Origin of the sequence: Streptomyces sp. NBC_01689 (assembly GCF_036250675.1) — a bacterium.
Classification (GTDB): domain Bacteria; phylum Actinomycetota; class Actinomycetes; order Streptomycetales; family Streptomycetaceae; genus Streptomyces.
Genome location: NZ_CP109592.1, coordinates 9,479,824 through 9,500,798 on the forward strand (window position 1 = coordinate 9,479,824; position 20,975 = coordinate 9,500,798).

Annotated in this window: 17 protein-coding genes; 11 read left to right on the forward strand and 6 right to left on the reverse strand. The window is 67.7% G+C overall.

The features are described 5' to 3' along the window. Nucleotides 1-43: 43 nt before the first annotated feature. Nucleotides 44-442 (reverse strand): VOC family protein, encoded by a 399-nt coding sequence (locus OG776_RS40625; RefSeq protein ID WP_148007317.1) that lies wholly within the window; start codon nt 440-442, stop codon nt 44-46. A 91-nt stretch (nt 443-533) separates the two neighbouring features. Between OG776_RS40625 and OG776_RS40630 the strand changes: the two genes are divergently transcribed. Next, nucleotides 534-1,541 (forward strand): helix-turn-helix transcriptional regulator, encoded by a 1,008-nt coding sequence (locus OG776_RS40630; RefSeq protein ID WP_329323562.1) that lies wholly within the window; start codon nt 534-536, stop codon nt 1,539-1,541. A gap of 94 nt (nt 1,542-1,635) precedes the next feature. Here the strand turns inward: OG776_RS40630 and OG776_RS40635 are convergent, their stop codons facing one another. The 3 genes from OG776_RS40635 to OG776_RS40645 form a co-directional block, all read right to left on the reverse strand. Further along, a complete protein-coding gene (locus OG776_RS40635; protein ID WP_329323563.1) occupies nt 1,636-2,355 on the reverse strand; it encodes an SDR family oxidoreductase in 720 nt (239 codons plus the stop codon). A gap of 839 nt (nt 2,356-3,194) precedes the next feature. After that, nucleotides 3,195-4,061: a tetratricopeptide repeat protein gene (locus tag OG776_RS40640; RefSeq protein WP_148011096.1), complete on the reverse strand. Its 867-nt coding sequence runs from the start codon at nt 4,059-4,061 to the stop codon at nt 3,195-3,197. 267 nt (nt 4,062-4,328) lie between these two features. Beyond that, nucleotides 4,329-4,700, reverse strand: a complete 372-nt coding sequence (locus OG776_RS40645; RefSeq protein WP_148011097.1) for a hypothetical protein — start codon at nt 4,698-4,700, stop codon at nt 4,329-4,331. Nucleotides 4,701-5,499: 799 nt separating this feature from the next. Between OG776_RS40645 and OG776_RS40650 the strand changes: the two genes are divergently transcribed. From OG776_RS40650 to OG776_RS40665, 4 genes are all read left to right on the forward strand, one after another. Further along, nucleotides 5,500-6,591: a sugar ABC transporter substrate-binding protein gene (locus OG776_RS40650; protein WP_148011098.1), complete on the forward strand. Its 1,092-nt coding sequence runs from the start codon at nt 5,500-5,502 to the stop codon at nt 6,589-6,591. Nucleotides 6,592-6,709: 118 nt separating this feature from the next. Next, entirely contained in the window at nt 6,710-7,486 is a 777-nt protein-coding gene (locus tag OG776_RS40655) for an ATP-binding cassette domain-containing protein (RefSeq protein WP_148011099.1), read from the forward strand. Next, nucleotides 7,483-8,763, forward strand: a complete 1,281-nt coding sequence (locus OG776_RS40660; RefSeq protein WP_148011100.1) for a sugar ABC transporter permease — start codon at nt 7,483-7,485, stop codon at nt 8,761-8,763. Before OG776_RS40655 ends, OG776_RS40660 begins: the two co-directional genes overlap by 4 nt. Nucleotides 8,764-8,776: 13 nt before the next feature. Further along, entirely contained in the window at nt 8,777-9,982 is a 1,206-nt protein-coding gene (locus OG776_RS40665) for an ROK family protein (protein WP_148011101.1), read from the forward strand. 77 nt (nt 9,983-10,059) lie between these two features. Here OG776_RS40665 and OG776_RS40670 read toward each other — a convergent pair whose 3' ends face one another. Then, nucleotides 10,060-11,076 (reverse strand): LacI family DNA-binding transcriptional regulator, encoded by a 1,017-nt coding sequence (locus OG776_RS40670; RefSeq protein WP_148011102.1) that lies wholly within the window; start codon nt 11,074-11,076, stop codon nt 10,060-10,062. Nucleotides 11,077-11,365: 289 nt separating this feature from the next. Here OG776_RS40670 and OG776_RS40675 point away from each other — a divergent pair, with 289 nt between their 5' ends. The 4 genes from OG776_RS40675 to OG776_RS40690 all read left to right on the forward strand — a co-directional run bounded on the left by OG776_RS40675 (nt 11,366) and on the right by OG776_RS40690 (nt 16,291). After that, a complete protein-coding gene (locus OG776_RS40675; RefSeq protein WP_148011103.1) occupies nt 11,366-12,679 on the forward strand; it encodes an extracellular solute-binding protein in 1,314 nt (437 codons plus the stop codon). Between the two features lie 111 nt (nt 12,680-12,790). Beyond that, the gene (locus OG776_RS40680) at nt 12,791-13,789 is read left to right on the forward strand and encodes a carbohydrate ABC transporter permease (RefSeq protein WP_148011104.1); all 999 of its coding nucleotides are present in this window, start codon (nt 12,791-12,793) and stop codon (nt 13,787-13,789) included. Nucleotides 13,790-13,802: 13 nt separating this feature from the next. After that, nucleotides 13,803-14,744 carry a carbohydrate ABC transporter permease gene (locus OG776_RS40685; protein ID WP_148011105.1) on the forward strand — a complete coding sequence of 314 codons (942 nt, stop codon included), beginning with the start codon at nt 13,803-13,805 and terminating at the stop codon, nt 14,742-14,744. An 86-nt stretch (nt 14,745-14,830) separates the two neighbouring features. Beyond that, the gene (locus OG776_RS40690) at nt 14,831-16,291 is read left to right on the forward strand and encodes a GH1 family beta-glucosidase (protein WP_329323564.1); all 1,461 of its coding nucleotides are present in this window, start codon (nt 14,831-14,833) and stop codon (nt 16,289-16,291) included. A 160-nt stretch (nt 16,292-16,451) separates the two neighbouring features. Here the strand turns inward: OG776_RS40690 and OG776_RS40695 are convergent, their stop codons facing one another. Beyond that, the gene (locus tag OG776_RS40695; RefSeq protein WP_148011107.1) at nt 16,452-17,069 is read right to left on the reverse strand and encodes a PadR family transcriptional regulator; all 618 of its coding nucleotides are present in this window, start codon (nt 17,067-17,069) and stop codon (nt 16,452-16,454) included. A gap of 67 nt (nt 17,070-17,136) precedes the next feature. Here OG776_RS40695 and OG776_RS40700 point away from each other — a divergent pair, with 67 nt between their 5' ends. Continuing rightward, complete coding sequence (locus tag OG776_RS40700) at nt 17,137-17,841, forward strand: ABC transporter ATP-binding protein (RefSeq protein ID WP_329323565.1); 705 nt, start codon at nt 17,137-17,139, stop codon at nt 17,839-17,841. A gap of 5 nt (nt 17,842-17,846) precedes the next feature. Continuing rightward, entirely contained in the window at nt 17,847-20,669 is a 2,823-nt protein-coding gene (locus tag OG776_RS40705) for an FtsX-like permease family protein (protein WP_148011109.1), read from the forward strand. Nucleotides 20,670-20,975 lie beyond the last annotated feature (306 nt).

Here is a 20,975-nt window from a genome sequence, read left to right on the forward strand (position 1 = left end):
GTTGCGCTGCCGCCCCTTGTCCTGCCGTCTCTCGCCGGTGTGCTCAGCGAGCGAACTTCTCGACGGCGTCCGGTGTCACGGGGGTGAAGAAGTTGACCAGATTGCCGTCGGGGTCGCGGAACAGGAGCGCGCGGTTTCCCCAGGGCATCGTGGTCGGCTCGTTGACGAAGTCCTCGACGAAGCCGGTCAGGTTCTTGTACGTGCGGTCCACGTCGTCCACGAGGAACTCGATGATGACGCTGTGGTTGTCGGCCGGCCGGGCCGAACCGGGTGCGAACAGGGGGACGGTGCGGGTGCTCCCGATCGCGAGCGTGGCCGAGGCCGTCCTGATCTCGGCGAAGTCCTCGTTGGCCCAGTCGGCGGCCACCCCGGTGGCACGCTCGTAGAAGTCGACGAGACGGGCGACGTCGCCCGTGATGACGCGGACAGAGACGAAGTTCATGGGAGTTCTCCTGGTCGATCGGTGTTGCTGATCGCAGGCTGCCACCTATACCGGGCAGAATCCGCCCGGTATAGGGAGGATACTTTCGAACATGCCTCGACCCATTGCTCGCGTCCTCACCCTCTTGGAGCTTCTGCAGTCGGGCGGCATCCGCACCACGGCCGGTCTCGCCGAGCGACTGGGCGTCGACGAGCGGACCGTGCGGCGCTACATCGACCACCTGCTCGACCTCGACGTACCCGTCGAGTCGGTGCGTGGCCGCCACGGCGGATACCGGCTCGCCCCCGGGTACCGCATGCCTCCGCTCATGCTGACCGACGACGAAGCGCTGGCCGTGCTGCTGGGGCTGCTGGCGGCCCGGCGAGCCGGCCTGACGACCGCCATGGGCACCGCGAGCGAGACGGCGGCCGCCAAGATCCGGCGCGTCCTTCCGAAGCGGCTGGCGGGAAGACTCGACTCCATGTCCGACTCCCTCACCTTCACCGCCCGGCCCGGCGAGGCGGTCCCCTCGGATTCGACGGTGCTTCTCTCGATCACTGACGCGGTCCGTCACCGACGGCCGATCGCGATCCGGTACACCGCGGCCGACGGCCGGCACAGCGAACGCACCGTGCATCCCTACGGAGTTGTCGCCCACGCGGGCAAGTGGTACCTGACCGCCGCGGACCTCACGGCCGACGACGACCGGACGTTCCGACTGGATCGCATCACCGAGATCAGGACTCTGCCCGGCTCGTTCGAACCACCCGCCGGACTCGACCCGGCGAAACGTGTCCTGACGGCGCTCGCCACGGCTCCGTACCGGTACGAGGTGACGCTGCGGGTCCAGGGGAACGCCGAGGAGATCGACGCCCGACTTCCCGCCGGGGTCGCGGTCGTGCGGGAACTGTCGTCGGACCCGGGCGACGCGAATCTTGAATCCGAGCGGTGGTGTCTGGTCGACCTGCGGGTGGAACGGCTCGACTGGCTCCCCGCGGTACTCGCGTCTCTGGACATGCCGTTCCTCATCGAGCGGCCGGACGAACTCCGGGTCCTGGTGGTGGAGTTGGCGGAACATCTCGCACGGTCGGCACGGCGCGCTTCGACGGGTGGCGGGTGACTGGTGAGGAGAGACGGGGAGACCGGCGACAGGAGTTCGGTGGCGCGCGTGAGTGGTTGTCCGTAGGCGGGTCGGGCGTGCCGCGCGGCTCGGGTCAGGTGAGTGGTTCCCCGCCGTCGACGTGGATGGTTTCTCCGGTGAGGAACGTGCTGGTCATGGCGAACAGCACCGCGTGGGCGATGTCGTGCGTGGTGCCGATCCGCCGGACCGGGTTACGGGTACGGATATCGGCGAAATACTCGGCCTTGCCGTCTTCTCCGAAGGCGTCCCAGGCTCCGGTGTCGATCACCCCCGGTGAGATGGCGTTGACGCGGGTGGGGGCGAGTTCCAGGGCGAGGGAGCGGGTGAGGGTTTCGGCCGCGGCGTTGGTGATGGCCACGGCCAGGGTGCCGACCGCGATCTTCGCAGCGGCGACACCGGAGAAGAGCGTGAGCGACCCGGAATCGGGGATGCGGGGGGCCAGGTGTTTGGCCAGCATCAGCGGGCCGATGACCTTGATGTCGAGGGAGAGTCTGACTGCGTCGCGGTCCAGGTCGGCGATGCGACCGCGTGCGCGGGCCGACGCGGTGGAGACCACGTGGTCGACCGTGCCGAGTCTTTCGCCGAGCGCGGCGATGGAGGTTTCGTCGGTGAGGTCGACGGTCTCGGCGGTGATCCCGGGCTCGTGTGCGTAGGCGTCGGCCAGAGCATCGTGGTTACGGCCGGCGGCTGTGACGTCAGCTCCTGCGTCTCGGGCGGTGACGGCGATGGCGTTGGCGATTCCTGCGCCTCGCCCGATGACCAGGACGGTCTTGCCTTCCAGGGGTCCGGTCATGGCGCGGTCCTTTCGGGCGGGGGCGGGTGATGGGTGGTGGTTGAGGGGCGTACTAGGGGGAGTGCCTGGGGGCTGGTGAGGGTGTGGGGGCCTGCCCGGCCGCGTGGTGTTCGCTGCTACGTCCCCGTGGAGTTGGCTGTCCAGTATATAACCTGTCGCGATGAGATGAGAGGTTAGATCTTGTCGGGGTGGGCGTCGGGTGATCAGTGAGCATGTAGCGCGGGCCGGGTGCTGGCTGCGGGGCGGCTGCCGCCGGTGCCGGGTGCCGGGCCGCGGGTGGGTTGGCTGGGGTGGTGTGGGTGTGAGAGGTCCTGACAAGGGCGCCGGACGTGTCTGCGGGTGACCAGGCACGTGGCGAGGCCGAGGGCGGTCGGCGTTCCAGTGCTCGGAACGGCAGCCGTCGTCCTCCACCTGCACTCATCCTGCGACCGGAGGTGAAGTGGCGCAGTCGAGGTGGGGCGACGACTGACCCGCGGGCATCGGCACGAGTTCACCGAGGGCCCGGCCCGCAGGACAGACCCTCATCTGACCCCGATGCTGCCCGGCTCCTTGCCGCTGGGCAACTGGTCGCTGTGCCCACGCCTCCGACCCCGCCGCCAAGAACGTGATCTTCCACGCCAAGCAAACGCCCCACCACCAAGCCGCTGTTGGCACTGCTCGACAGTCCCGTCACGGCCGAGACCCTCTTCACCTCAGTGGCGACGCCCGTCGGACCGGCAGCCGGCAGCCTGCGGCCCGGTGCCCTCGGACGGCGACTTCGTTAAGGACTTGGTTGCGTTGGTCCAGGTGGCCACTGCGCTGCACGATTCTCTATCCCCTCCTGGCTCACCCCCAGGAGCTCAACCAAACAGCTCCAGCCCGTTCCAACCGCGCCCGTCGCCCGTCGCCCACGCCTCCAGTAGCTGCCGGGCCTCGGTCTCAGGGGCGGCCAGCCAGACACTCTGGGAGCCGCCGTGTGTCGGCACGTTGGCCTCGTCCCAGTCGACCCGGCCCCCGCTGCAGCACGCGCAGAGCGTGTGGAAGCTGCTCGCCGGCTCGGCACCGAAATCCTGCGCGAAGAATGAAGCCACCAGGGCGTCGATGTCGGATGCATCCGCCGCGCTTACGGTCACATGCAGCGTCGGCAGCGAAGAGCTTTCAAAAAGCAGCAATTCATCGAAGACTGTGACGCTCTGGCCGTTGTACGTCCGCTCGCCCGTCGGCTCCCCATCGTGCACGACGATCTCACCGAAGCGACGGCCTTTCGTGGCGGGTACGTTCATCACTCGGCCTCGGGTGGGACAGAGCCGCTGGATCCAGACGACCTCGCGCTCACCACCCGTGTCCAGCCGCACGCACGCGGGGCCGAAGGCACCGTTGATCTCCCCCTCGCCCTCGGGCATCGGGATCCCGAAACCCTCCCAGGCGTCACGGGCGGTCGCCCAGTCACGCTGGATCGTGGCAGCGACCCCCAGGTTCCAGAACGCCGGGTCCTGCTCACCGCGGGGTGAGCGGGCGGCAGCCTCACGGCCGAGTTCATGGGCCTTCGCCCAGTTGCGCAGAAACTTGTGCGCCAGCGCAGCGTCGTACCACCACATCGCGCTGAGGTCCTCGTCCGGATAGTGGGCAAGGACCTGCTCGTACAGCTCGGCGGAACGCAGCCACTCCTGCGCATCCCACATCTCACGAGCCCGTTCCAGCACCTGCTTGGCCTCGGACTTCTCCATGCCCCTGCCCCTCCCTCTGACCAGGGCAGGAGTCTCGCACGACGACTGAAGCGTGCTGGGAGGGGGTGCCCAAAAGGTTGCGTCCAGGGGGTGTTGTACAGGTTCGACCTGACCCGCCTTCTGAACCGTGGCTCTGTAGAGATCCGTTACCGATGGGTGTACAGGCCCCCGCGCTGCCCCGACTCGTGCGGCCCGCTACACCTTGAGCCGGACCCACGAAGGTTGTGCCGTCCGCCGGCAGGTCAGGCAACCTCCCAACAGCTAGGCTCACGCGGCGAAATCGCGAACTCCCTTGGATTGCCTGATGTGTAGAAGGGTCGCTCCGACGAGGCAGGCAGCGGCCCCCGCGGACAGGAACGCCCGGTTGGAGCGCCAGGACAGAACGGACCACGTCGACTGAGCTGAGAGCACCGATCCCGTACTCAGCCAAGATCCGGCCGAGAGCAGAGACAGTGAGGATCCGATCGAGCCGACGGACAGCGAGCTTCCGATCGACCCGACTGAAAGGGCGGAACCGACGGAGCCGATGGACAGCACGGATCCCACTGAACCGATGGACAGGATGGAGTCCTTCGACCACAGGGACAGTACGGAGCCCTGTGAGGCCGGCTGCGATCCGGCGGAGAATCTATTCCTCATGTTCCCATCCTGCCCGTCCGCCGCTACGTGCGTGCCGTAAACGACTGGCACACGCGGGGCGCCGCCGGCAGCATTGCGTCGCCGTCGACGACCAGGAAGCTCAGACCGTGAAAGAGCTCGAGACTGTGTCCCAGCGGTCGGGCCATTGCGCGAACAAGTCGGCGGATGTCTCCGATGACGGGCGGTTGGCCGAGCAGCCTGCCGACGTGGCCGTGCTCACCCGGTGAACCGGCTGCTTTGCCAGCCGGGGCAACGGCCCTCACCCTCGCGGCCGACCGTCACTGGACGGAAACGGTGCGGGGGTGAGGAAGCGCGCTCACCGACCGGGCAACCGGTATCCACGACAACGAGTACCGGGCCTCCCGATCGGCGGCTGACTCCGCAGGCATTCCCCGGAGGTCTGGGGCCGGCCTGATCGGTGCCTGGGTCTTGCGGCCTCGAGCGTGGTGGTGGTCATGCAGGGGTCTCAGCGCGGGCCTCAGTTCGGACACCTCGTGCCGCGCGTTCCAGGGACCTGCCGATCTGCCCGCAGCAGGGACTCGCGTGCCTCGCCGGGTTCATGGGGCGCAGGGGGCTGCGAGGCCGGCGCGTTGTGACGGGCGTCACCTAATTGTTATGGCGGATGACAAATAGCGCCTCCCGCGCTCTGGGCAGAGGGTCCGGAGCGCCGTAAGTTCCCGCTCACAACATTCGATCCGGGCCGCCCGACACCCGCCAATTCCCCGAGAGCGCGCTCCTCGGCTTCCCGACCGCGCTCGTACGTCCGGTCTCCGGCCGTCACATCAGAAAGGACCCTGCCATGCGCAAGGGACTCCTGCTCACCGCCGCCTCAGTGGTACTGGTCAGTTCGCTCGCTGCCTGTGACGACTCCTCGTCGGGCGGCACCGGCTCCGGCTCCCACGTCAAGCCGAAGATCGGCGTGATCCTCCCGGACAGCAAGTCCTCCGCCCGCTGGGAGACCGCGGACCGCAAGTACCTCTCCGAGGCGTTCAAGGCGGCGGGCGTCGACTTCGACATCCAGAACGCCCAGAACGACAAGCAGCAGTTCCAGACCATCGCGGACCAGATGATCACCAGCGGTGTGAACGTCCTGGTGATCGTGAACCTGGACAGCGGCACGGGCAAGGCAGTTCTGGACAAGGCCAAGGCGCAGGGCGTCGCCACGATCGACTACGACCGGCTCACCCTCGGCGGCTCCGCCCAGTACTACGTGAGCTTCGACAACACCGAGGTCGGCAAGCTTCAAGGCGAGGGCCTCAGCAAGTGCCTGAGCGACATGAAGGCCAAGAAGCCCATCGTCGCGACACTCAACGGCTCGCCGACGGACAACAACGCCACCCTCCTCGCCGACGGTTACAACGGCGTCCTCGACCCGAAGTACAAGTCGGGCGACTACGTCAAGGGCCCGGACCAGTCCGTCCCGGACTGGGACAGTGCTGAGGCCAGCACCATCTTCGAGCAGATGCTCACCAGCGAGCCCAAGATCGGCGGTGTGCTCGCCGCCAACGACACTCTCGGCAACGCGGCCATCGCCATCCTGCGCAAGCAGCACCGCAACGGCGAGGTCCCGGTCACCGGCCAGGACGCCACGGTGCAGGCCTTGCAGAACATCCTGGCGGGCGATCAGTGCATGACCGTCTACAAGGCGGTCAAGAAAGAGGCGGACGCCACGGTCAAGCTCGCCGTCTCCCTGGCCAAGGCCGAGAAGGGCGAGACGAACGCGACGGTCGAGGACCCCGAGGGCAAGCGCAAGGTCCCGTCCGTGCTGGAGACACCCGTGGCCATCTACAAGGACAACGTCCAGGACGTCGTGGACGACGGCTATGTCACCAAAGCGCAGCTGTGCACGGGCAAGTACGCCGCCCTGTGCACCAAGGCCGGCATCAAGTAGCCCAGCCCGGCTGCTCGGACCGCTGCCCCTGGTCCGGCCGACCCGACCGCGGTTCCCGGGGCTCCGCCCGGCCCGGACCCGGGACCCGCGACCTCCCGATCACAAGGAGCCGTCTTCCATGACAGCGACCCCGATCCTCCAACTGCGCGGGATCGACAAGAGCTTCGGCGCCGTGCAGGTGCTGCACGACGTGTCCTTCGACGTCCATCCGGGAGAGGTGACCGCTCTCGTCGGAGACAACGGCGCGGGCAAGTCCACGCTGGTCAAGTGCATCGGCGGGATCCACGCGATCGACGGCGGCGCGTACTGGTTCGAAGGTCAGCAGGTCCAGGTGCACGGCCCCCGTGATGCGGCGGCCCTCGGCGTCGAGATCGTGTACCAGGACCTCGCGCTCTGCGACAACCTCGACATCGTGCAGAACATGTTCCTCGGCCGCGAAAAGCGCCGCGGGCTCGTCCTGGACAACACCACGATGGAGGAGATGGCCACCCGGACCCTCGAGGGACTGTCGGTCCGCACCGTCAAGTCCATCCGCCAACAGGTCTCCAGTCTCTCCGGCGGACAGCGGCAGACCGTGGCCATCGCCAAGGCCGTGCTGTGGAACAGCAAGGTCGTCATCCTGGACGAACCGACCGCCGCACTCGGTGTCGCTCAGACGGCACAGGTCCTCGAACTGGTCCGGCGCCTGGCCGACAACGGTCTCGCCGTCGTCCTGATCTCCCACAACATGAACGACGTCTTCGCGGTGTCCGACCGGATCGCCACCCTCTACCTGGGCCGGATGGCCGCTCAGGTCAGCACGTCGGACGTGACGCACTCCCAGGTCGTCGAACTCATCACCTCGGGCCGCAGCGGAGACCTCGGCCTCGCCCACAGCAACGGAGTCACCACATGACTGCCGCAGTCGCCCCCGAGAAGCCGGAAATGCCGCGTGGTCCCGGTCAGCCGAAGAAGAACGGAGCGGGCAAAGCCGCGAGTCTGCGCTCGGTCGCCCGGAACTATGTCGATCGGGTGAGGGGAGGCGAGCTGGGCGCCGTCCCCGCCGTACTCGGCCTGATCGTCCTGTGCGTGTTCTTCGCCGTCCTGCGTCCGGTCTTCCTGTCCGAGCTGAACTTCGCCAACCTGCTGACCCAGGGCGCGGGCAGCATCGCCATCGCCATGGGTCTGGTCTTCGTCCTCCTCCTCGGCGAGATCGACCTGTCCGCCGGTTACGCCAGCGGCGTCTGCGCCGCCGTCCTCGCCATTCTGCTCACCGAGCACGGATGGCCCTGGTACGGCGCGGTCGGTGCGGCGATCCTCACCGGCACGGTCATAGGCCTGGTACTCGGCCTGCTGGTGGCGAAGGTCGGCATCCCCTCATTCGTGGTCACGCTGGCAGCCTTCCTCGGCTTCCAGGGCATCGTGCTGATGCTGTTGAAGGAAGGCACCAACATCTCGATCCGGGACGAGACGATCCTGGCCGTCGCGAACAACAACCTTTCCCCCGCGCTGGGCTGGGTCCTGCTCGCCGTCAGTGTCGGGGCGTACGCGGCGATCCAGTTCCGGCAGAGCCGCAACCGCCGCCGGCGCGGGCTCGCCCCAGATCCGCTCACCCTGCTCGCGGTCAGGATCGGCGGCCTGGCGGTGCTCGGTGCGATCGCCGTCCACCTGCTCAACCAGGAGCGCAGCCGCAACATCGTCGTCGACTCGCTCAAGGGCGTGCCGATCGTGGTGCCGGTCATCGCCGTCCTGCTCATCGCCGGTACCTTCCTGCTCCAGCGCACCTCGTTCGGGCTGCACATCTACGCGGTGGGCGGCAACGCCGAGGCGGCCCGCCGGGCCGGCATCAACGTGGCGGCCATCCGTGTCACCGCGTTCGTGATCTGCTCCTCCCTGGCCGCGGTCGGCGGCATCATCGCCGCGTCCCGGGGCAACTCGGTCGACCCCAACACCGGTGGCAGCAATGTGCTGCTGCTGGCGGTCGGCGCCGCCGTGATCGGCGGGACGAGCCTGTTCGGCGGGCGCGGCAGAGCGCGGGATGCCGTGCTCGGCGGCATGGTGGTCGCGGTCATACAGAACGGCATGGGCCTGATGGGGTACAGCTCAGGAGTCAAGTACGCTGTCACGGGTTCGGTTCTGCTGGTGGCCGCAGGCGTGGATGCGCTGTCCCGTCGCCGGGCCGTACAACGTTGACGTCTGGGGTTCGATGAAAGCCGGTCCCTCGCAGGAGGAGATTCGCCGGCACAACCTCGGCACCCTGCTCCGTCATGTACACATCGGTGGATCCATGTCGCGGGCCGTGCTGGCGGAGCGCATGGGGCTCAACCGCAGCACCATTCTGGGGCTGGTGAGCGAGCTGGGCTCGGCCGGTCTGGTCCGTGAGGAACTGCCGCGTGAGACCGGCAGGGCCGGCCGGCCGTCTCTGGTGGTACGGCCGGAGTCCGACCGCGTGTACGTCCTCGCGTTCGATGTGGGTGTCGATCGGCTGGCCGTCGCCCGCATCGGCCTGGGTGGCATCTTCCTCGACCGCAGGGAGATCCCCATACCCCCAGACCCTCGCAGCGTCGACCAGGTGGCCGAGGCCCTCGCCGGCTCCGCGCTGGACATGCACAGCACAGCACCGCACGGTACTCACTGCGTCGGGGTGGCCGCCGCCGTCCGCGGGATGGTTCGCCGACCCGACGGCCTCGTCCGAGCCGTCCCCTACCTCGGCTGGAAGGACGAGGAGTTCGGCACGGACCTCACGCGCAGGCTGGGCCTCGGCCTTCCCGTCTCCGTGGGCAACGAGGCCAGTCTCGGGGCGCTCGCGGAGCACCTGCGCGGCGCCGGAACGGGCTGCCAGGACCTCTTGTACCTGCATGGCGACATCGGCATCGGCGGCGGTGTCATCACCGGTGGCCAACTGCTGCACGGCGACGGCGGATACGGCGGCGAGATCGGGCACATGGTCGTCAACCCGCGCGATGGCAGGCCCTGCGCCTGCGGGGCGCGCGGCTGCCTGGAAGCCGAGGCGGGAGAGCGGGCCCTGCTGGAGGCCGCGCGGCGCGATCCGTCGGCCACCGGCCGGGAAGCCGTGCACGCCGTCGTCGAAGCGGCTGACCGAGGAGACATCGTCGCCCGCGCCGCCCTCCACGACGTCGGCGACTGGCTCGGCATCGGCGTCGCCAACCTGGTCAATGTGCTCAACCCGCGCACGGTCGTCTTCGGCGGGACGCTCCGCGAGGTGTTTCTCGCCTCGGCCGCCCAGATCCGCAGCCGTATCAACCGCATCGCCCTCACCGCCTCCCGCGAGAACCTCAGGCTGCGCGTGGGAGAACTCGGCGACGACGCGGTGCTCATCGGAGCCGCCGAACTAGCCTTCTCCGAGATCCTGGTCGGCCCACTGGAGACGCTGGCTCGCGCCGGTGGATGACCGGAACGGCCGTGGAACGGGCAGTAGGTCGGTCCGTGGCCGCTGCCCGTTCCACGCCCGTGACGGACGCGACCCCGTCACGACGAGTCCCGCACCACCAGTTCGGTGGGAAGGACGATGTGCCTGCGAGGCTCCTCGGGATCATCGATCTCAGCCAGCAGAATCCGGGCGATCGCAGTGCCGATCTCCTCGACCGGCTGGCGCACGCTGGTGAGCGGCGGGGTGCTGTGGCGGGCGATGATGGAGTCGTCGAACCCGATCACCGCCACGTCATCGGGAACGCGACGCCCCTGTCGGCGCAATTCCGCGAGCGCCCCCGCTGCCATGACGTCCGAGGCGACGAAGACGGCGTCGAGCGAGGGAACTTGTCGAAGGAGTGCACGCATGGCGGCCTCGCCGCCCTCCTCGGTGAAGTCGGCCGAGGCCACGAGCCGGTCGGGGGCGTCATGGCCCGCCTTTCCGAGGGTCTCGCGCCACCCCTGGAGCCTGCTGCGGGCCACGTCCATGTCCAACGGCCCGCTGATGGTGCCGATCGTCCGGCGCCCCCGAGCGAGCAGGTGCTCGACTGCCGCCGCGGCTCCGCCGGCGTTGTCGGAGTGCACGTGGCTGAGTGACTCGTCGGCCGAGCGGCGCCCGGCGAGCACGGTGGGCAGACCCATGTCCTCCAGAAGCCCCGGCAGCGGGTCGTGTTCGTGCACTGAGACGAGGAGGACTCCGTCCACCCGCCGCTCCGCCACCGACTCGGTGAGCTGGTCTCGTTCGGACTGATCGCGTACAAGGATGAGTTGCAGTTGTGTCCGGGTCTCCGCCAAGGCGGTGCTGACCCCGCGGATGACTGCCGAGAAGTACGGCTCGGAGCCCAGTCGGCTCTCCGACTCGGGTATGACCAGGGCCACGGAGTTCGTGCGGCTCGTCACGAGACCCCGGGCGACGGAGTTCGGGACGTAGTTCAGTTCGGCGATGGCGGCGAGTACGGCGGTCCTGGCCTTCTCGCTGACGAGTTCGGAACCGTTGATGACTCGTGAAACCGTGGTGCGTCCGACGCCGGCACGCGCGGCCACGCTCTTGATGGTCGGGCGTCGCCTGCCCTCCATGCCGTCTCCTCGCTCGCTTGCTGTTCCAACGGCTTTCACCTGCGCATTGTGCCAGATACCGGAAGTGCTTCCGGAGGATGCCGGTGGGGAGGCGCGACATCTCTCCGCAACGAACTGGATTCAACTTCTTGACAGGGGGTGTTGAGGGCCGCCACGCTTCGGGCCCTCGGGTGGGAACGTTCCCATTCTTCATTGGGAACGTACCCACTAGGGCAAATCGGGGCTCTCGGAGTGACCGTGAGCTCGAAGTCCGGTGCGTCAGCGCCATCACGAGAAGGATGAAATGGGCATGGTGCGACAGAAGTTACGTATACGCACACGAGCGGTAGCCGCCGTATCGGTCGTGTCGGCTCTCGGCCTGGTCGTCGGCTGCGGGAGCGGCGGCAGCGGTGGGACGGGGGGAGGGAAGAAGGACGGCAAGGTCACCATCACCATGGGGCTGTTCGGCGTCATGGGCTTCAAGGAGACCGGTCTGCTCGACAAGTACATGAAGGAGCATCCGGACGTCGTCATCAAGGCCGACGTCGCCGGTGACGAGCAGACCTACTACACCGCATTGCAGACTCACTTGGCCGCGGGCAGCGGGCTGAAGGACATCCAGGGCATAGAGATCGGCCGGGCCAAGGAATTGTCCGACACCCAGAAGGACAACTTCGTCGATCTGGCCGGTGTGGCCGGCACGGACCACTTCCTGCCGTGGAAGCAGAGCCAGGTCACCACCACGGACAAGAAGGTCATCGGCCTCGGCACCGACATCGGCCCGATGGCGGTCTGTTACCGCAAGGACCTCTTCGAGCAGGCAGGCCTGCCGACCGACCGCGAGGAGGTGGCCAAGCTGTGGGAGGGGGACTGGACCAAATACGTCGATGCGGGCGTGGAGTTCAAGCAGAAGTCCAAGGGTGACAAGGTCGCGTTCATGGACAGCTCCAGCGGACTGTTCAACGCCATGATCTACGGCCACTCCCAGCAGTTCTACGACAAGAGGGGGGAGTTGATCTATGCCTCCAACCCTGTCGTGAAGGACGCCTGGAAGCTGGCATCGAAGGCGGCCACTTCCGGTCTCACCGCGAAGCTCCGCCAGTTCCAGCCCGGTTGGGACCCCGGTCTGGCCAACAGCACTTTCGCCACCACCGTCTGTCCGGCATGGATGCTCGCGCACATCAGTGAGAAGGCGGGACCGGCGAACAAGGGCAAGTGGGACGTCGCCAAGGCGCCTCAGGGCGCCAACTGGGGCGGATCTTTCCTCGGCGTGATGGAGAAGAGCCCCGTGAAGAAGGAGGCGCAGGAGCTGGTGGCCTGGCTCACCTCCCCTGAACAGCAGGCGTACCTCTTCAAGAAGATCGGCAACTTCCCCTCGTCGAAGACCGCACTGGCGATGCCGGACGTCGTCGACGCCAAGTCGGACTACTTCAGCGGCGCGCCCATCGGCCAGATCTTCGGCGCCGCTGCCAAGGAGATCCCCGACGAGCAGGTGCTGGGCCGCAAGGACGGCACCATCAAGGACATCTTCTCGCAGGGACTGAGCTTGATCGAGTCCCAGAACAAGAGTCCGGACGATGCGTGGAAGACCACCGACCAGCGCATCAAGAAGGCCGCCGGCTGATCTCGGGCACCGCCCGTCAACGGAGCCGCCCGGCGCCCCACGCACGGCCTGTCCGGGCCGCCGGGCCCGCCTCCGCCCGCTCCTGTCACCCTCCAGGAAGGACGCCTCGCGGTGGCCATCTCCACCTCGACACCCCCTGACGGACCCTCTGGCACCATGCCGACCGGCACCGACCCCGACCCCGACGGGGACCTGCTCCGGCGCCGTACGCTGTTGCACCGCCTCGACGTGGGTGGAGCCCCCTACGCCTTCATCGCGCCGTTCTTCGTCGTCTTCGCCGCCTTCAGCCTCTATCCACTGATCTACACCTGGTGGATCTCCTTGCACCGCGTCGAGTTGTCGACCTTGAACCTCATGGAATGGGTCGGTTTCGACAACTACACGGCCCTGTGGAACGACGAGCGCTTCTGGAACGCGCTGCTCAACACATTCACCATCGGCGTGCTGTCGACCGTGCCGCAACTGATGATGGCCCTGGGGCTCGCCCACCTGCTCAACTACCAATTGCGTGGCTCCACGTTCTTCCGCGTCGCCGCGCTGACGCCCTACGCCACGTCGGTGGGGGCCGCTGCCCTCGTGTTCACGATGCTCTTCGAACGAGACTTCGGCATGATCAACTGGATGCTGAACCTGGTCGGCGTCGACAATATCGACTGGGAGAACAACAAATGGGCTGCTCAGACGGCGATTTCCACGATCGTGATCTGGCGCTGGACCGGCTACAACGCACTGCTGTACCTGGCGGCAATGCAAGCGATTCCTCGCGACCGCTACGAGGCCGCGGCGATCGACGGCGCCTCCCGCTGGCAGCAGTTCCTCAAGGTGACCGTCCCCGGTATCCGCTCCACCATCGTGTTCACCATCGTGCTGTCCACCATCGGCGCCACACAGCTCTTCGGTGAGCCCCTGATCTTCGGCCAGGGCCCGAACGGCATCACCGGGGGAGCGGACAACCAGTACCAGACGCTGGGACTGCTGCTGTACGAGGAGGGCTGGAAGAACTACCAGATGGGCCGGGCGGCCACGGTCGCCTGGGCAATGTTCCTCCTGCTCATCGTGGTGTTCGTCGTCCAACAAGTCGTCAGGCGCGTCCTCGCGCGCAGGACGTGACCGGGAGAACCTCATGACCACAGACAGCATCCCGGTCCGGACGGCGGACACCTGCCCCGAGGCCGCACCCAAAGCTCGGAGGAACACCGCGCCCGGAGGGCGAAGGCGGCCGCTGTTCCGGCACCCGGGCGCGGGACGCCAGCATCACGCGGGACCCGTCGCCTACATCCTCCTGGGGATCGCAGCTCTCTTCTCCCTCTTCCCGCTCTACTGGACGCTGGTGGCAGCCTCGACCGACAACACCCGCGTCACCCAGACACCTCCGCCGTTCCTGCCCGGACCCCACCTGCTGGACAACCTGGGCAAGGCCTGGCGGGACGCCGCGCTGGGCAAGGCCATGCTCAACAGCATGATCGTGGCCGGGGCGATCGCCCTGTCCACGGTGCTCTTCGCCACACTGGCGGGTTTCGCCTTCGCGAAACTCCGCTTCAAGGGCCGCAACATCCTGCTCATGCTTGTGATCGGCACCATGCTGGTCCCGCCCCAACTCGGCGTCGTCCCCCTGTTCATGATGATGTCGGAACTGGGCTGGGGCCAGACCCTGCCCGCCGTCATCTTTCCCACTCTCGTCAGCGCCGTCGGCGTGTTCTTCATGCGGCAGTACCTGACCGAGGCGCTACCCGACGAACTCGTCGAAGCGGGCCGCGTGGACGGTGCGCACTCCCTGCGCATCTTCTGGAGCATTGTGCTGCCGATCGCCCGAGCTCCCATGGCCGTACTCTTCATGATCACATTCGTGCACGCCTGGAACGATTTCTTCTGGCCGTTCATCGTCCTCGACATGACCAACCCGACGGTGCCCGTCGCCCTCACCCAGCTGAGTGCCGGATATGTTCGCGACCAGTCCCTGATCATGGCCGGAGCGCTGCTCGGCACGCTGCCCCTGCTCGCGATGTTCGTCGTCTTCGGCCGGCAGATCGTCGGCGGAATCATGCAGGGCGCCGTCAAGGGATGAGCAGCTGGCCGTTCTCCTCCTCGCACGCCCTTCACCAGACCGGTCTTTCACCGCTTCCGCCCCGCAGAACCTCTGGAAGGACCCACGTGACCACCGTTACCCGCCGTGCCGCTCCCGCTCCGGACACCACCGACACCAATCGATTTCCACAAGGGTTCACCTGGGGCACGGCGACCGCCGCCTACCAGATCGAGGGTGCCGCTACTGCCGACGGCCGCACGCCCTCCATCTGGGACACCTACTCGCACACCCCCGGCAGGGTGCGCAACGGTGACACCGGTGACGTGGCCACCGACCACTACCACCGCTGGCGGGAAGACGTCGCGATCATGGCCGATCTCGGCGTGAGCGCCTACCGGTTCTCCCTGTCGTGGCCCCGTGTCCAGCCCACTGGCCGCGGCCCGGCCGCCCAGAAAGGCCTCGACTTCTACCGGGCTTTGACCGACGCCCTGCTGGAGAACGGCATCGAACCGGTCGTCACGCTCTACCACTGGGACCTGCCACAGGAGCTGGAGGACGCGGGCGGCTGGCCGGAGCGCGTCACCAGCGATCGTTTCGCCGACTATGCGACCCTGGCCGTCAAGGCGCTCGGGGATCGGGTGAAGACCTGGACCACGCTCAACGAACCCTGGTGCAGCGCCTTCCTCGGATACGGCTCCGGTGTCCACGCCCCCGGACGGACCGACCCGGTCGCGGCCCTGCGCGCTGCACACCATCTCAATCTCGGCCACGGCAAGGCCGTTCAGGCCTTGCGTGCCGAACTGCCGTCCTCCGCCAGAACATCCATCACACTCAACATCCATCACGTGCGCACGCTCACCGAGTCCGCCGAGGACGTCGACGCGGCGCGCCGGATCGACGCACTGGCCAACCGCATCTTCACCGGCCCGATCCTGGGGGGCCGCTACCCCCAGGACCTTCTCGACGACACCGCCGCCCTGACCGACTGGTCCTTCCTGCGAAACGGAGACACGGCCACGATCCACCAACCGCTCGACTTCCTGGGCGTCAACTACTACACACCGACCCTCGTCTCCGGGGCGACCGGTGGGGCCGGTCACCACGCGGACGGCCACGGGGTGAGCGACCACAGTCCCTGGCCGGGCGCCGACCACGTCGCCTTCCACCGATCCCCGGGCAGTACCACCGCGATGGGCTGGGCGGTCGATCCCACCGGCCTGTACGACCTGTTGCTGCGGCTCAAGGCGGACTTCCCCACCACGCCGTTGATGATCACCGAGAACGGTGCCGCGTTCGACGACTACGCCAGTCCGGAAGGCGAGGTGACGGATCCGGAACGGATCGCCTACCTCCGCAGCCACCTGTCGGCTGTGCGGCGGGCGATCGCCGGGGGAGTCGATGTCCGGGGCTACTTCCTGTGGTCTCTGCTGGACAACTTCGAGTGGGGCTACGGCTACAGCAAGCGCTTCGGTGCTGTCTACGTCGACTACCCGACCGGCCGGCGCATTCCGAAGGCGAGCGCGCGGTGGTACGCCGACGTGGCGCGCACAGGCACCCTGCCGGAGAGGAGCGGCGAGACAGGATGAATACCGACGGGCTCCCGGTGCCCGGCCGGCTCCCTCGCACGCGGGCCGGGCACCGGTTGGAGCGGGCGCGGGTCGTGGCCGGCTTCCGGAACCCGGCGAGACGCGGACGTTCATGCCGTACCGCGTGCGCTTTCCCGGATGCCCGAGCGCGCAGTGGCGGCTACGCCGACCTTTCCGCTCCGTCGTTGCCGTCAGCGGCCTCGACGGGCTCGGGCGCCTGCTGCCGTGAGCGCTCCGACGCCTGCGCGCCGTGGGCTGCGGCGAGCGGTCCCAGATGCTGTGCCGCGCTGTCCAGCAGCGCGAGATCGGCCTTGGTGTGCGCGATGGCGGCGTCGATCAGGACCGCAACCAGTGGCTCGCCGGTATGGGCCCGGCGCTGCTGAGCCAGCCCGGCGAGTTCGGAGAGGTAGGTCTGCCGCTGAGACTCGATCAGCTTGTCGAGGGTCTGCGGACCCAGGGCCACGGCACCGAGGAGCTTGAGGAACAGCTCGTCGCGGAACCCGCCGACTCGGACCCAGGCGGTGGTGGCCCAGCCACGCAACTCGCTCTCGCCGGCTTCGGTGAGGGTGTACAGATTCTTGTCGGGCCGGTCGGTCTGTACGACCTGTGACCTGGCGACATAGCCGTCACGGACCAGCCGTTCGAGGATCTGGTACAGGTGACCGATGTTCAGGCCGCCCCACTGCGGGCCGATGGTCTCCTCGAAACGGGCCTTGAGTTCGTATCCGTGGTTCGGCCGCTGGGTCAGCAGCGCGAGGACGGCGTGGTGGAGTGGCATATACCTCCCTTCCGTGGTGTGACACGATACCCCTACATTGCAACAATGTATGAGGGGGGCTGCATCGATGGCTGTGAGCGTGGCATTGCGCGGGGTGAGCCGCCGGTATCCGAAGCTCGTCGCCCTGGACGGGGTGGAGCTGGAGGTTCCCGCTGGTGAAGTGGTGATGCTGACGGGGCCTTCCGGTGCCGGCAAGTCCACCGTGCTGCACGTAACGGGTGGTATGGACAAGCCCGACGAGGGCTATGTCGAGATCGACGGGAGGAAGCTGGTGCCCCGTGACCTGGACGGTCACCGGCGCCGCATCGGCTTCGTCTTCCAGCGCTTCCACCTGCTGCCCGCGCTGACCGCGCTGGACAACGTGCTCGCACCTGTGCTGCCGCGCAGGGTGGACTTCGACCGGCGAGCGCGGGGCATGGAGCTGCTCGAAGCGGTCGGTCTGGGGCAGCGGGCCGACGCTCTTCCCTCGCAGCTGTCAGGTGGCCAGCAACAACGCATCGCTATCGCCCGGGCGTTGGTCAACAGGCCGGGACTGCTGCTGGCCGACGAGCCGACGGGCAACCTGGACAGCGTCATCGGGCGAGAGATCATCGACCTGCTGATGTCGCTGCGTGAGCGGTACGGGATGACGATGCTGATCGCCACCCATGATGCGGAAGTTGCCTCCAACGGCGACCGGGTGGTGCGGTTGCAGGACGGCAGGGTCACCTCCGACCAACGGCTCACGCCCTCGGTTGACGTGCTGGACAGGCTGGGGGGCCTGCGCCCGTGATAACGATGATTCTCGATCAGCTCCGGCGGCGACGCGGGCGCGCGCTGGCTCTGGCGGCCGGAATCCTGGTGGCGGCGACCAGCTTCACTCTGCTGACCGCCACGGTGAGCACGAGCAAGGCGACGACGGTGGGTGAGGTGCGCCGCAACGCACGGTCCGCCTACGACGTCCTGGTGCGCCCGCCCGGCTCCCAGACAGCCGTGGAGGAGCAGAGCGGGCGGGTCGCGCCGAACTTTCTGTCCGGTACGTTCGGCGGCATCACCATGGACCAGTTCCGGCATATCCGCGACATGACTGGAGTGGATGTGGCCGCGCCGGTCGCCAACATCGGCTATCTCGTGGTGGGAAGCTCCGTCACCGTGGATGTGTCCCGTTTCCTGGACAGTGGCGCCTCCCGGCAGATCTTGCGGCTCAGCCCCACGCTCACTGCTGGGCTGGGTACTCAGCGCATGTCCGATCAATACGTGTACCTCACTCGCAGAGCGTTGACGTCGGCGGAGAGTTCCGACGGCCTCTTCAGTTCCGACACTCTGGAAGAGGGCAGGACACAGAGGAGCACGCGGCAGTACCAGTTGAAGGGAAAGTACGACGTCTGCTTCTACTTCAACTGGGACAAGACTGAGCGAACGCGCTTCAATACAGAACTGCCCATGAAGCCGAACCCCATTGCCGAAGACCTCAGTGGCAAGTCCGCGTTCGACCGGGATCTGCACTCGACGATGAACTGCCAGTCCGGCCGGGACAAGGCCACCATCGACGTCTGGACGGGCTACCCCGTGCTGCTGTCCGCCGTCGATCCGGTCGCAGAGGACCGTCTGGTGGGTCTGGGTGACGCGGTCACCTCGGGCAGGATGCTCACCGAGAAGGACAGACCGTGGGTACTGTCCTCCAAGAAGAGCGTCCACGGGCAGCGCGACGCCTACATCCCGGCAATGCTCAGCAGCACCCCGCTGACCGCCGGGACGCTCAAGGCGACTGTCGAGCGTCTCGATATCGGTGACCCGGACAAACTCCCCTCCGAGCTTGGCAATCCGACCGCTCACAGTTTCGTGCACGGCCTGCACGGCACCCCTGTGGGTCAAGTCCGCGCCGACCTGAGCAAGGGCTACCGGAAGACGCTGGGCGAGAACTCGTTCAACACCGACGCCTACTGGACGGTCGGCCCTGTCACCTACCACACGACCTCGGGCGGCGAACTGGCCGTCGAGGCCCAGCCGCCGCAAAAGCCCAGTCTGTGGGTGACCAACTCCTCCGAGCAGCCGTTTCCCTACGTCCCCGAGGAAAACCAGGGCGAACAGTACCGGAAAGTGACCAAACACGCCGCCACGGAGTGCATCGGACGGGGCATCTGCGACGGCGTGGACTCGGGGCGCCTGCCCAATCCCTTCGTCCACCTGGTCGGCCGCTACGACACCGGGAAGCTGTCCGGCTTCGCACCGCTCTCCGACGCACCCTTGGAGACCTATCAACCACCCCAGGTCACCGGAGCGGACGCAGCCACCCGCACAGCACTTGAGAATCAACCCCTCAAGCCGGACCGGAACTTGGGCGGCTACCTCAGCCCGCCGCCCACCATGCTGACGACGATGGACTCCATCACCGCGCTCACCAAGAGCCGCCGGATCCCGAGCCAGCAGGACAAGGCGCCGGTCAGCGCGATCAGGATCCGCGTGGCCGGAGTCAGCGGCGTCGACACCGCGTCCCGCGCACGGGTGAACGCGGTGGCCGGCAGGATCCAGGCCGCCTACCCCGGCCTCCAGGTCGACGTCACCGTCGGCAGTTCGCCTGCCCCTCAGACGGTGGCGCTGAGCGCCTCGGCGCAGGTGACGGAGCGCTGGGTCGCCAAGGGTGTGGCACTGCGCATCCTCAAAGCGGTGGACACCAAGAGCGCCGTGCTCTTCGTCCTCGTTCTCGTCGTGTGCGCGCTCTTCCTCGGGCAGGCGGCACTCGCCTCGGTACGCTCGCGCCGCACGGAGATCGGCACTTTGCGCTGTCTGGGCTGGAGCAGCGGAGAGATACTTCGCCTCATCCTCGGCGAACTGGCGGTGATCGGCCTCGTCGCGGGGACTGCAGGCACGGCGGTGGCCTACGTTCTGGGCCAAGTGCTGGGGCAGCCCCACACGGCGGTCAAGGCATTGCTTGTATTGCCGGTGGCACTTCTCCTCGCCGTGGCAGCGGGCCTCGTTCCCGCCTGGCGCGCCACCAGGCTGGGGCCGATGGAAGCAGTCCGACCCGCGGTGACCGCGGTCGGTCACACCTACTCGGTGCGTTCGGTTGCCGGACTGGCCTTGCTCAACCTCCTGCGGGTGAAGGGCCGCACGGTACTCGGCGCGGCCGGGCTGGCGCTGGGAGTTGCGGGCTTCACGATGCTTCTCGCCATGACGCTCGCCTTCCGGGGCGAGGTGGCCGGATCCCTGCTCGGCAACGCCGTGGTGGCACAGGCGCGCGAGGCCGACTACCTCAGCGTCGCCCTGTCCTTGGTGCTGGGCGCGGCCGGCGCCATTGACGTCCTGGTCATTTCACAGCGCGAGCGAGCCGCCGACCTCGCGGTGCTGCGGGCAACCGGCTGGACCAACCGCGAACTGGCGATGCTCACCCTCTATGAAGGAATCGGCCTGGCTCTGACGGGCGGACTGGCCGGGGCCGTGGCCGGCCTCACCGGGGTGGTTTCGCTGGGGCAAGGCGTCCTGCACGGACACCTTCTCGCGGTGACCGGCGCCGCACTCCTGGCCACGTTGACGGCGACCGCCCTGGTGAGCGCGGCGCTGATGGTGCCGATCCGGGCCCTGTCCCGGATCGCTCCCGTTCACCTGCTGGCCGTGGAATGAAGCAGCGCTGAAGCGGAACGTGTGTTCGCCGGTCAGAGGGCGCGTCGGACCCGTTCAGGCGATATCGGTGCCGATAGGCGATTGGGGCGCAGGCGGTTCAGGGCCACATGCGGTGACGGTGCTCCGGGGCCGGCCAGATGCCGGCCCCGGAGCACCGCAGTGGTGCCAGGTGCGGAGGGGCAGACGCGAAGCCGCATGTACTCGAACACGGAAGTGTCCGGGTGGCGGGCGACGATCCTGGTGCCGTGGGGTACTTCGTCCGGCGCTTCGAGGAGCTGGGTGCCAGCCTTGTCGAGGGTGCCGAGG